General features: G+C 38.8%; 12 protein-coding genes and 2 tRNA genes. 10 read left to right on the top strand and 4 right to left on the bottom strand.

Features of this window, described 5'->3' with window-relative positions:
- Nucleotides 1-64: 64 nt before the first annotated feature.
- Complete coding sequence (locus AAGD16_RS00320) at nt 65-556, top strand: glutathione peroxidase (RefSeq protein WP_013463695.1); 492 nt, start codon at nt 65-67, stop codon at nt 554-556.
- A gap of 118 nt (nt 557-674) precedes the next feature.
- On the opposite strand, the gene AAGD16_RS00315 is transcribed toward AAGD16_RS00320, so the two are convergent.
- Nucleotides 675-860: a PA3496 family putative envelope integrity protein gene (locus AAGD16_RS00315; RefSeq protein ID WP_008108975.1), complete on the bottom strand. Its 186-nt coding sequence runs from the start codon at nt 858-860 to the stop codon at nt 675-677.
- A gap of 387 nt (nt 861-1,247) precedes the next feature.
- Between AAGD16_RS00315 and AAGD16_RS00310 the strand changes: the two genes are divergently transcribed.
- The 5 genes from AAGD16_RS00310 (at nt 1,248) to AAGD16_RS00290 (ending at nt 4,440) form a co-directional block, all read left to right on the top strand.
- Nucleotides 1,248-2,042, top strand: coding sequence for a YggN family protein (locus tag AAGD16_RS00310; protein ID WP_377112930.1), 795 nt, complete (start codon nt 1,248-1,250; stop codon nt 2,040-2,042).
- 760 nt (nt 2,043-2,802) lie between these two features.
- Nucleotides 2,803-2,943: a hypothetical protein gene (locus tag AAGD16_RS00305; RefSeq protein WP_008113257.1), complete on the top strand. Its 141-nt coding sequence runs from the start codon at nt 2,803-2,805 to the stop codon at nt 2,941-2,943.
- Between the two features lie 226 nt (nt 2,944-3,169).
- Nucleotides 3,170-3,260 (top strand) — tRNA-Ser (locus AAGD16_RS00300).
- A 53-nt stretch (nt 3,261-3,313) separates the two neighbouring features.
- A tRNA-Ser gene (locus AAGD16_RS00295) sits at nt 3,314-3,406 on the top strand.
- A 545-nt stretch (nt 3,407-3,951) separates the two neighbouring features.
- On the top strand, nt 3,952-4,440 hold the full coding sequence (locus AAGD16_RS00290; protein WP_013463692.1) for a DUF4124 domain-containing protein: 489 nt from the start codon (nt 3,952-3,954) through the stop codon (nt 4,438-4,440).
- On the opposite strand, the gene AAGD16_RS00285 is transcribed toward AAGD16_RS00290, so the two are convergent.
- Together AAGD16_RS00285 and AAGD16_RS00280 are read right to left on the bottom strand one after the other, a co-directional pair.
- On the bottom strand, nt 4,424-5,548 hold the full coding sequence (locus AAGD16_RS00285) for an aminotransferase class V-fold PLP-dependent enzyme (RefSeq protein WP_377112925.1): 1,125 nt from the start codon (nt 5,546-5,548) through the stop codon (nt 4,424-4,426). The two genes, AAGD16_RS00290 and AAGD16_RS00285, sit on opposite strands and share 17 nt — an antisense overlap.
- 1 nt (nt 5,549) lies before the next feature.
- Nucleotides 5,550-6,719, bottom strand: a complete 1,170-nt coding sequence (locus tag AAGD16_RS00280; RefSeq protein ID WP_028834884.1) for a monodechloroaminopyrrolnitrin synthase PrnB family protein — start codon at nt 6,717-6,719, stop codon at nt 5,550-5,552.
- A 136-nt stretch (nt 6,720-6,855) separates the two neighbouring features.
- On the opposite strand from AAGD16_RS00280, the gene AAGD16_RS00275 reads away from it, so the two are divergent.
- From AAGD16_RS00275 to AAGD16_RS00265, 3 genes are all read left to right on the top strand, one after another.
- The gene (locus AAGD16_RS00275) at nt 6,856-7,311 is read left to right on the top strand and encodes an Lrp/AsnC family transcriptional regulator (RefSeq protein ID WP_013463689.1); all 456 of its coding nucleotides are present in this window, start codon (nt 6,856-6,858) and stop codon (nt 7,309-7,311) included.
- Between the two features lie 73 nt (nt 7,312-7,384).
- Nucleotides 7,385-10,111: a CHASE domain-containing protein gene (locus AAGD16_RS00270; protein WP_377112920.1), complete on the top strand. Its 2,727-nt coding sequence runs from the start codon at nt 7,385-7,387 to the stop codon at nt 10,109-10,111.
- Between the two features lie 91 nt (nt 10,112-10,202).
- On the top strand, nt 10,203-11,342 hold the full coding sequence (locus tag AAGD16_RS00265) for a GNAT family N-acetyltransferase (RefSeq protein WP_377112917.1): 1,140 nt from the start codon (nt 10,203-10,205) through the stop codon (nt 11,340-11,342).
- Here the strand turns inward: AAGD16_RS00265 and AAGD16_RS00260 are convergent.
- Nucleotides 11,319-11,909, bottom strand: a complete 591-nt coding sequence (locus AAGD16_RS00260; protein WP_064664168.1) for a DUF938 domain-containing protein — start codon at nt 11,907-11,909, stop codon at nt 11,319-11,321. The genes AAGD16_RS00265 and AAGD16_RS00260 overlap by 24 nt on opposite strands.
- Nucleotides 11,910-12,102: 193 nt before the next feature.
- Between AAGD16_RS00260 and AAGD16_RS00255 the strand changes: the two genes are divergently transcribed.
- Entirely contained in the window at nt 12,103-12,288 is a 186-nt protein-coding gene (locus AAGD16_RS00255) for a hypothetical protein (protein ID WP_013463685.1), read from the top strand.
- The last annotated feature ends 205 nt before the right edge of the window (nt 12,289-12,493 follow it).

The following is a 12,493-nucleotide window of genomic DNA, read 5'->3' as shown; positions in this document are numbered from 1 at the left end:
CGACTTTGTTAATCACCAAGCAAAGGTTAGACTATGCCAAATAAACAAATAATAGCTTAATAATATGCACCCATTTCATCAACTAAGTGCTACTAGCCTGCAAGGCCAACCTATCGATTTTAAAGAGTTTGTAGGTAAAGTTGTGTTAATAGTAAATACCGCAAGTGAGTGTGGATTCACCTATCAATACGAGTCATTGCAAGCATTACACGAAAAGTATGCCAGCCAAGGTTTAGTCATTATAGGTTTCCCGTGTAACCAATTTGGCCAGCAAGAACCTGGAGACGCGAATCAAATAGCGCAAGGTTGTTTAATCAATTACGGAGTTAGTTTTTTAATCGCAGAAAAAGTGAACGTTAATGGTCAGCATACACATTCGGTTTTTCGCTATTTAAAATCTGTATTGCCGGGGTTTTTGACACGAAAAATTAAGTGGAACTTCACAAAGTTTTTGATTAATGCAGATGGCTCACCGATTAAGCGCTACGCGCCCTTTACTAAACCTGAAAAACTAGAAAAAGTAATTGAAAAAGCATTGCTCGCAGCTAAAGTTTGAGGCTTAAAAATTATAAAGAGGCATAAAGCCTCTTTATTACCAACCCACAGAGCTTTAAATACTACCTAAGTAGCAGTTAAAAGCTAATATGTCGGCACTGATTTGTACTAGCGACAACCTAATCAATATAATCGTTTAAGTCATCTTCACCTAGGTTTTTACGCAAGCGTTTTTGCTCAAGGTAATCCTCTAACTTTCTTTTCACCTTTTGCTTTTTCTTGTCGTGTTGATTACGCCCGACCATTTCGTATTCGTCTTCAACAAAATCATCATCTAGCGCATCGTAACTAAATGTCTTACCCACAACCCACTCCATAAAGTGTTTGAGACCAATTACGGATTCTTGTATCGCGATAATTGGTGAAATTAAAATGTTCAACGCAAATTCATTGTACAAATTTACGTCAAAATAAAGCCACATCGCTATCCTAAATAGTCTCTGTGTCAGTATTGTGAATAAATAGCGCTAAATTTGAATTGTGGAAAGTGAGAGTTTTTTATCGTATCGATAAATTTTATTTATTAGCATTTGATTATTGGTTATTTTGACCAAATTTTAGCTTTTTCAATGACTTTACTTTCAACTTCAAAGCACCTTAAAAATCACAAGCCACTGTTTTTAAACACTAAAAACTATTGGCACCAAACTTGTTATAAGTTAATTATCATCAGCAAAAAACAGAGAATAAACATGAAAGAATTAATATTAGTTAGCGCAATTATGTGCGCCCCCGTCGCCATGGCTCATAACGATAACAGCTCTTCAATTACATTTAGTAACGACGAATGTAAAGTTGAGTTTAAAAACGATGTACGTATAAAGCCAAGTGAATTAGAAATTTTTAAAGCCAACAATCAACGTATGACTTTTACCACTCAAGGTGAGTTGTCGATCAATGGCGAGCAAGTAGCATTAAATAGCGCTCAGCGCCAAGCACTGACCAACTACACAGATAATTTACGTGCGCAATTACCTGAAGTAGCCAACATTGCACTTGATGGCGTTAAAATTGCGGGCGTTGCATTAGAAGAAGTCGCCAATGCATTTAATATTGATGGCCTCGATAACATTGCTACCTTAATGGACGATATTCAACAAGAAGTAGAGGGTACCTTTTACCAACAAGGTACATTTGTCATGGGCCAGCAAAGCTTCACTCAGTTTGGTGAAAACTTTGAACAGCAGTTTGAACAACAAATAGAAACTGCCGTTGAGTCGGCCGTAATGCAATCAATGGGCAGTATTTTAGTAGCATTAGGCTCTGAGCTAATGGGTTCAGGTGGCGACATGCAAGCCTTTGAAGAGCGCATGGAAAATATGGGCGCACAAATAGAAGAAAAAGTAGAGCTCCATGCAAAAAAACTTGAACAGCGTGCAAATACACTGTGTGGTGACTTTGTTGAAATCGCACAACAAGAAACTCAACTTGCTGCGCAAGTGCCTGCATTAAAAGGCTATGAGTTATTTACTATAAAACAGCACTAACTGCTCAGCATTTTAATTAATCTCCCTTTGCGGCATTTGCTTTTAAGCTATGCCGCATTTTGCGTTTTTTACCCCCACCAGTCCCATTTAACTCAAATAATAGACTGTTGAGCGGATCTGCTCTTGCTGTGCAGAGGCATTTTGTGGCTTCATAGTAAAATACAAACCAAAGTATAATCTTCACTTCGCTCTAGATCACTTAGAATGCCGTCCGAGCTGATGATTGTAAGCCCAAATTGCAAACATAATTAAACCCATCTTTTTAGATTTATATTCATGAGATGGTACGTTCCCCAGTTAGAAGCGTTTTAAAACGCAACTAACTCCAAAGTGCCTAGTAACCTAGGCACTTTTTTTATAATTTAAAAACCTCGCAACACTATTTTTATCGTTTATTTACTGCTCTTATCTGATAAATAATTAACCACCTATAAATAACATGTTAAATCTTTGAACAAAGTAAAGTTAAGCCCAACCAATACAAAATAATTTAATCTGAATAAATATTCAAAAAACTCTTTTTATAAACAGTTTAAACTCAAAAAAAACCGAAAAGACCCCATATAAAAGCGACATAGCAATGAGCCCACATGAATAATTATACAAAAAATAATAAACCAGTAGTTGAACGACAAATTAATAAAGCGATTTCGGATTAAAAAAACTAATACTTCACCAGCAATTTTTATCGCTTTATTTTTAACCAACCTACGGGCAAAATGCACACGTTTTCAACAGACACAACCTTGGAGCGAATACAATGAACCCAATTAATACATTAAACCAAACAGCCACAACTCACGTTGCAGTTAAACCAACTAATCGCAAAGCGAGAATGTTAGCTAAACTTAACCGTTACGGAAAAAAATTAGCACTTGGCGGTGCAATTCAATACAAATAATCACCCAACCATGATTTTTGTATTGTTGCAGCAAACACCCAACCACTAAATGAAGTTTCTTCTTTAGCTCCATCTGTTTGCTGCCAGCTCCCTCCTCATAGCTAAAAATCATCTTTAATTTTCATAATTTACAAAAAAAACCGCATTTACGCTCACTTTTTAATCAAACGATCTTTTTGCTATTTACACAGGCAACTCACCTAAGTATTATCCTGCATCACGACGTGGAGAGATGGCAGAGTGGTCGAATGCACCGGTCTTGAAAACCGGCAGGGGTTTATAGCCCCTCTAGGGTTCAAATCCCTATCTCTCCACCACTTATTTGTATTAATTGGTTTTTTCCGATTGATAACACGCTGAATAATGCGTCGGAGAGGTGTCCGAGTGGCCGAAGGAGCTCCCCTGCTAAGGGAGTATAGAGTTTGTAGCTCTATCGAGGGTTCGAATCCCTCCCTCTCCACCATTACTGATTACAAGCCACTTAATTGTGGTTTTTTTGTGCCTAAATTTTAACTCCTTTAAGAAATAGGGAGGGTGAGCACCCTCGACAGGGTTCGATAAAATGTCTGGAACATTTTAGGCCGCTGCAAGCGTCGCGCAGCGATTAATTACAGGGATGTAAGTAAGTCTATCCCTCCCTCTCCACCATTACTGATTACAAGCCACTTAATTGTGGTTTTTTTATGCCTAAATTTTAACTCCGTTAAGAAATAGGGAGGGTGAGCACTCTCGACAGGGTTCGATAAAATGTCTGGAACATTTTAGGCCGCTGCAAGCGTCGCGCAGCGATTAATTACAGGGATGTAAGTAAGTCTATCCCTCTCTCTCCACCATTACTGATTACAAGCCACTTAATTGTAGTTTTTTTGTGCCTAAATTTTAATAGCCTCTATTAATTTGCACTTTGTATTACGCAGTCGCGAGCGTATGCTAATAAATTAAACAAATTGTATGGTGTCACAACTTAGTGCATTATAAATGGTACTTTAAACCAGCTTAGGTTTAACCATGGCAAAGCTAATATTACTACTGTGTTGTTTGGGTGCCTGTGCTGCTAGCATGGCAAATGAAGTGACGGTTTATAAATGTACCATTAAAGGAGTGCCTACTTTTAGTCAAACTCCTTGCGCTGAAGACGCTCAAGTGATCACGCTTAGAAACGTCAACATCATGCAAACAAATACGCCACAATCTGAAAACACGCCTGTTGCCGATACTTCTGTTGACGATTATCTAGCGGTGCAACAAATAGAGCGTGATATTGTGCAGCTTGAGCTTAAGATTAAACAATACCAACAAGAATACGCACAAAAAAAACAGCAAATCGATTACATGACCCAAGATAAAGCAAATCGCTTAGGGGCCAGCTCAATTGCGAATGCCATTACCACTGAAACGGCGGCACTTAAGCAGCGATTTGACCCACAAATCAAGCAAGCACAACAACAAATAGAAGCACTCACTCAAAAAAAACAGCAGCTTAGTCAGCAACCTTAAGTATGTGCTTCACAACATCAATAAATGTTTGTATCTCTGACTTTGTATTATATATGTGAGGTGAAACACGGATGCCGAGTTTACGCACATCAACACTTATTTTTGCAGTCTCTAATGCTGTTAATACACTTTGCTGATGCTCAGAAAACTGCAAAATAGCGGTGCCACTACATTGCTCTTTAGCGCTAGGTGACATTAAAAAAGCGCCCAATTGCTGCTGAATTAACTCAAGTAACATCAAGTTGTGCGATCTCACTTGTTCAACGCCAAATTCAACAATATATTCAATACTATGAGCGGCAATGATAAAAGGAAGTACCGAGGGCGTACCGCCCCAAAATCTAAGTGTTTTAGCGTTATATTGAAAATGCGAAATATCAAACTCGAATGGGTTTTGATGTGAAAACCAGCCAACATCTTTTGGCTCACATTGTGTTATTTGCTTTGGATTTACCCATAAATAGGCCGCACCAGGCCCTCCGCATAGCCACTTCACACTTGAACCAATCATAAAGTCAGCATTTAACGCCGTTAGATCGACAGGGATAACCCCTGCCGATTGCGCCACATCAATTATTGAGAGTGTATTCGTGACTTTACTCAGCGCCACAATATCGTTTATGGGAGCTTGCACACCCGTATTAGAATAAACATGGCTAACAAAGACCCCATCAATCTCTGAAGTTAAATATCGCTGCCATACCTGTCTATCACTCAAGTCTTCATGCTCAGGGATGTAGCGTATTTTTGCACATTCAGGCAGTGCTTTTTGCATTACAAACCCCATACTGGGAAAGTCAGCCTGCGCCATTAATACCGTACACTGTGGTTTATTAAATACGGGGTGTGACATAACCAATTTAGTTAAACCACTGGATAAATTAACCTGAGGACAAAATTGCTCACAAGGCGCATTAAACAGCTGCCCTAATGCCTCAGTAAATCTTTCAATAGCGGGTAACCACTGTTGCCATGGCTCTTTTACACTTTCATGCCAAGGAGTAAAAAAATGTTCAGTGGCATTTTCTAAGCTCGTTTTTAATGGGCGGCCAACAGAGTGGCTTAATAAATAACAACCCTGTGGCATACAAAAATCATTTTTAGCCATATTAATTAATCCACTGTTTTAGCGTGTTTAAATCATCAAAGCGCGTATTTATGTCGTCACGCTTTGCCGCGGCACGCCTATCTCTTAACTTAGCTAATGAATCGAGCAGTACCGGTAGAGGAGGTCCACTGGCGGTTACTTTACTCATATGCTGTTGTTGCATGTGCTGTGATGGCTGAGCAATAAACTTTTCCACCAGCTGATTATGATGACCGATAGCGGTGTCGCCATGTAATTTACACACTTGAATAAATAGTTTGCCGTGCTTTTGAAACCAGTCTGTATTTTTATATTGTTCGGCCTCTAAAAAATCATCCATTAGGCTTTGCATACGCATGGCTTCACGAAGTATTTGTTGATCCTCTGGCATCATATATAAAAATTTATCCACCAGCATTTGCGAGTAACTCGGCTCATTGGCACTGCAAAGCCCTAGCAGCATATCAATAACATTAATACCGGCAAAGTCTCCCGCATTTGCACCACGGTAAACCTCTTTACCTACCCTGTAAGGCTTGTAATATGGACGTACACAATTAAAAAAACGTTCGGTGTCTAGCTGAGTGTATAAGGCGTTATTCGACGCTATTACATCCATTAATGCCGTTTTAACCACCTCAAGTAGTTCGGCTGTAACGGGGTGAGAAATACCCAAAGGTAATGTTTTTAGTAAAGCATCGCTTGCGCGCTTATACGCTAAAATACCTTGGGTGTTGTAATCTAAAAAAAGGGCTTCATCATCAAGATTTGTAAAACGCTTATAGGTGCCATTAATGGCTTTATTATGCGTGGTTAGATGCGCGGTAGCAAAACGAGGCGTTACACCTATAGAGGCACCAATATGCATAGCAAGCGCCGATGCTTCAACTAATGGTGAGGTTGTTTCTCTGCTCGGCTCTGTGATCTCATGCCTGCGACAAGCAGCCATAAACAAACCAACATTACCAAGCAAGTCGAATGCGCTATCAAATCCTTCGTCGGTATTGCCTTCGGCCAATAAATCGCTGATCAGCGCATTGCCTTGCTCCTTTAGTGCCAGCTTTAAGCTATCACCAATCCCCTCAACATTAGCCTTATCGGTTTGCTGCCAATAAAGCTGTTCTAATTGCGAGTTTAAGCTTACAAACTCTGATCTTATCCAACGGTCAAACTTAGCAGTAAAAGAACTCATAACTACACCCTGTTATTATTATGTTTTAATGCTAACAAAAACCCCTGAGAGTAAAACGCCAAAAAAAATAGTAAAAACACCTTTAGTTAGCAATAATCACTAACAACATTAAAATAATTAATAAGATCCCATAGTCATGTTAGATAAAAAAGATCAGCAGTTACTGGTTGCCTTACAATCGCATGCCCGCATGTCGGTTTCTGAATTAGCCAATACCATTAACCTATCAGACACCCCAACTCTTAGGCGTATCAAAAAGCTTGAGCAGGAACATGTAATTACGGGCTATCACGCTGCCATTAACCCTAAGTCGCTCAACCTTAATGTGCTGGTTTATGCCTTTGTGCGACTAAGTCAAAACTCGGTGAGTGCGGCACAGCAATTTGAGCAGCATGTAGAAAAGCTAGCCCATGTACTTGAGTGCTCTGTGATCTCAGGTAGCCACGATTATTTACTGAAAATTATTTCTCAGGATTTAGAAAGCTATGAGCAGTTTGTAAAGCACCAGCTGGGGAGCTTAAGCTGCATCGCCAATATAGAGTCAACGGTAGTACTCAAACAATCATTTAGTAAAAAGCAGCTACCACTTTAAAAAATAATACTATTTAGTGCCGATTCGCTATACTGAAATATCACTATAAAAATAATATTTAACAAGGATGCATGTGAATATTTTTCGTTCAACATCCAGTTCTTTTGTTTTTTACATATCATTTGCGGTTGCGTATTTTGCAACTGGTAAGTTATTGACTAATTTTGCCTTTCAATCACAAGTCATCCCTATCTGGCTCCCTGCAGGTATTGCCCTAGTTGGCTGTTTTATCTGGTGGTGGCGTTTTATCCCAGCATTATTTATTGCCTCTGTCGCCTTTAATTTAAGTACCGGTGATAACCCAATCACTGATCAGGTTTTAATTGGTAATACACTACAACAAGTACTGCTAATCGGTTTAGGCGCCGTGCTACAAGGCATGATTGGCGCTGCTCTTTTAAAGTACTGGCTAGGCCATCCGTTGTATTTAAAACAACGCCAATCTATTATTTATTTTATTTTTGTCGTCGGTATTGTCGTCAGCCTAATATCGGCCAATATTGGCGTCTATGCTTTAAGTCAGTTTAACCCTGCTTACAGCATTGATAATCATTGGAACAACGTTACTTTTTGGTGGCTTGGTGACTCTCTTGGCGTACTGATCGCAACTCCCTTTTTATTGGCGTTATTACAACCAAAATTTAAACGCCATGATGTTACCCCATTACCTACTATTGCAGTGTGCTCGGTGTTATTTATCTCTGTAGCTTTAACCACTAAGCTATACAACCAAGAGACGTATTCAAATGCGATACAAATAGCTAAGCGCGAAACATCTATTATTGAAAACAGTTTGCTGAGCAATTTAAACCTCAGCCAAATAACCGTACAAAGCCTTGCAAGCCAAATACAATCAACACCGACTTTAAACAAGCAAGAGTTTGATAGCTACAGTGCTCAACTATTGGCTGAGCATTCATTTATTAAAGCATTTTCATGGAACCGCAAAATTAACCAGGCTCAGGTCAGTGACTTTAACAAACAGCTCAATGAAGTTTATACTGCATACAGCTTTGATCCGAGCATTAAAGGGGCGCCATTATCAAACAACGATCCATTGGTGGTTATTACCTATATTGCTCCTTTTGCAGAAAACCAATCTGCCATAGGTTTTAATCTCAATTCTCGTAAAGATCGCCGTGAGACTTTACTCGACCCACGCATTAAAAATCGCCCTGTGGGCACTAAAATAATTCAGTTAGTTCAAGCAAAACAACCTGAACCTGCGTATTTATTATTTGCTCCTGTGTATCAACAAAATAACGAAGTTGCCTCAATTAAAGGCTACGCAACAGGTGTATTTTTAGTAAAAAACATACTTGCTCAGTCGATTACCCAAGCACAAAATAAGATGTTTAATATCGCTATTTATGAAGCTAATACTACCAATCCATTTTATTCAAACGCCGAAAATATACCGACCAAAAGCAATAAACTGACAACCATCACGATTAATTTTGCAGGGCAAACATGGCTGGTTGATTTAACAATTAATGATGAATTCCTACCGCATCAAAACAATCATATGACCCTCTTTTTACTTATTTTACAGGTCATTGTAAGCTCACTCATTTTACTGATATTACTGTTATTTAATAACCAGCACCTTGCACTCTCACGCTTGGTAGCAGAGCGTACTCGCTCGCTCGTTAAAGCTAAACAGCAATCTGATTTAGCAAATCAGGCTAAAAGCCGATTTTTAGCAAATATGAGCCATGAAATTCGCACCCCACTTAACGCTGTGATTGGCTTTTCAACTCTAGCTAAAAATGAAGATAGTCCTGAAATTCTTTCTGATTATTTAAATAAAATTAATTTAGCGTCTAAATCATTGTTAAGTTTAATCAATGATGTACTCGATATCTCTAAAATTGAATCACAAAAGCTCACCTTAGAAGTCGCTCCTTTTGATTTGAATGCGCTTCTTGCTCGGATCAGTAGTATGTTCGAGCAAAGCGCAGAACAAAAAGGCATTCACTGGAAAGTTGATAACCAATTACCAACCGATATTTGGTTTGAAGGTGATGTTATGCGAATTGAGCAAATTTTATTAAACCTATGTAGTAACGCCATTAAGTTTACCTATGAAGGTGAAGTAAGTGTTAGCGCATACAGCAAAGAGATCACCGGTAGACGTTTTCAAATTACCTTGACTATTAAGGACTCGGGCATCGGTATTGCGCCATCAGAGCAAAGTAAGTTATTTGATGCGTTCACCCAAGCCGATAGCTCAACATCACGTAAATTTGGTGGCACAGGGCTTGGTTTAGCAATCGCAAAAGAACTTAGCTTATTAATGTCTGGAGATATCAGCGTACAAAGCGAGCCAGGTAAGGGCTCTACTTTTACTCTGTCTGTCGAGTTAAATACATGTGCAGCGCAACAAGTAACGGCAAAGCACATACACCAGCATGTTAATTTAAGTAAACTAAAAATACTGGTTGCAGAAGATAACAGCGTCAATCAATTAGTCATAAAAGCAATGCTTAGCTCTTTAGGGATTACACCAACACTGGTTGAAAATGGCGAATTAGCAGTAGAACAAGTTAAAATAAATGACTTCGATTTAGTATTAATGGATTGCCAAATGCCGATTATGGACGGTTACCAAGCCACCGCCTTGATACGTCAAATTAAAAGTACTGAGCAATTACCAATTATTGCCTTAACTGCTGATGTAATGCCTGAAGATAAAGCCAATGCCTTAGCAATTGGTTTTAACGAACATCTTGCAAAACCTCTCGAACTCGATAAGCTTATACAGTGCCTATCTCAATATATTGCGCCAGATAAACCATAAAGATTTATCGAAAACAGAAAACCAAATATGGCTGTCGCACTATTACCAAAATTAATCAGCAACCCACTTAAAAAATAATAGGCAAAGCATTATGAGCCACTTTTCACATCAATGGTTTAATAGCATCAACCAAATTGACGCAACACAATGGCATTATTTTTTTGGTAGTGACCCTTTTACTCAACACGCTTTTTTATATGCACTTGAGCAAAGCCAATGTGTAAGCGCAAAAACAGGTTGGCAGCCCCATCACTTAGCCGTTTATGAAGGCGATAAACTAGTTGCCCTTGCCCCTGGCTACTTAAAAGCGCACTCCTACGGTGAATATGTATTTGACTGGGCATGGGCTGAAGCTTATGAAAAAAATGGCTTAGATTATTACCCTAAATGGCTGTGCGGTATTCCTTTTAGCCCGATTGAGGGACAAAGAATAGGTATTATGCATAGCAATCCAAAGCTAGTGTATAAGTACATAACAGAGCAACTTAATAGCCACTGCGCAGAACAGGCATGGTCAGGCTGGCATGTAAACTTTTGCGATAAAGCACAAGCCTCACAGCTAAATGATGCAGGTGCTATGCAAAGAACCGGGGTACAGTTTCAGTGGTTTAATAATAGCTTTAAAGATTTTGACGATTTTTTAAAAACCTTTAATGCCCGTAAGCGCAAAGCAGTAAAAAAAGAACGCGCTAAAATAACACAACAAAATATCACCATTGAATGGCTGCAAGGTGAGCAAATCACCACAACAGTGATGCAGCTTTTTTGTGAGTTTTATCAACGTACTTATTTAAAACGTTCAGGCCATTTAGGCTACTTAAACAGCGATTTTTTTAGCTTGCTACACGCCTTAATGGCTGAAAAATTGCTCATTATGCTAGCCAAAAAAGACCATAAAGTGATTGCCGCCACATTAAGTTTAATTGGTGACAATACCCTTTATGGGCGTTATTGGGGAGCAAGCGAAGAGGTTGATTCTCTTCACTTTGAGCTGTGTTACTACCAAGGCATTGAATATGCGATTAAGCATAATATTCACTGTTTTAATGCCGGTGCTCAGGGTGAGCATAAAATAGCACGCGGCTTTCAGCCCATCACTACTTATTCTGCTCATCATATTATTCACCCCGATTTTAATCATGCTATTGCAGATTACTTAAAACGCGAACGCCAGCATATCGATATTTATAAACAACAATGCAGCACTTTATTGCCGTTTAAAAATGAGTAACTGATTATTTGCAGGCATCGCAGTATCGCTAAGTAACTTAAGCCCAGATTGCACTGCAAGTTGCTCAACCGCTTCGAAATCACGAATACCACTAAGCGGGTCGCGACTTTGCAATAAACTATTAAATTCATCATTACTGGGGCTGGTAAACTCCCCTTTATATTTGAAAGGGCCATATACACACACCACCCCTTGCTGGTTTAAGTGCTGATTTACTCCAGCAAAAAAACGCGTAATTAACTCCCAGCTCACTATGTGAAAAGTGTTAGCAGTATATATCGCATCCACTTTATTTACTGGCCAAGGATCGTTTAGGTCAAGTAATAAAGGCGGATGCAAGTTTGCCAGTTGCACCTCATCATGCCATAACTTTATTCCTTGATGATTAACCTCTCGATCACTGGTATACCATTGTAAATGTGGCAATTTTTTGGCAAAGAAAACGCTATGCTGACCCGTCCCCGAGCCTATCTCAAGTACCGACCCTGCATTTTGCAATGCAGGCTGCAAAGCCTTAAGTATATGATTTTTATTATTTTCGCAGGCTTGTGAAAACGGTTTGGTCATACTGATGCACCTAAATTGCAAATGAATGCACAATAGTAAAACAAATTTCAGCTATTTTGTCGTGAGTAAATTAACCAAAATAATAAAATAACTTTAATTTCAATACGTTAAATTATATTTACCGAGCTGGTACGCTATATGCTTTTATTAAATTACTCACTTAATGAGTACTAAACGACAAAAGGATAACATTATGTATATTTCACCCTATACCGCCGTAGACGCTGTAATGGCAATTACCGATAAAAGCCTAGATAAAACGAGTCATGAAACAGATTGTAGAGCAACGGTTATCGACTTACTTTCTCATGTAAAACACACTCAAAAGGCACAAAACAAACATGAAACAGACCAAATATTTATTCTTGGCTACAATTAAAATTCTGTTTAGCCTTATAACTGGCTGTTTATATAAATACATTATTTAAGTCGACTTAAAATCCGTTTAAGTCGACTTTTTAGTTTTAACCCCACTTGTTAACTTGCCTTGACGCCCCCTACTTTTTAGCTATACCGTTGTAAATAGCAATAACAGCACCATATCTTTTTATATAGCGTAGTTTAATGTCATATATTCTCTTTTT

Source organism: Pseudoalteromonas sp. M58, from assembly GCF_042604605.1.
GTDB lineage: Bacteria > Pseudomonadota > Gammaproteobacteria > Enterobacterales > Alteromonadaceae > Pseudoalteromonas > Pseudoalteromonas tetraodonis.
Note: the sequence above shows the minus strand (reverse complement) of the source record. Positions and strands in the feature narration are given on the sequence as shown.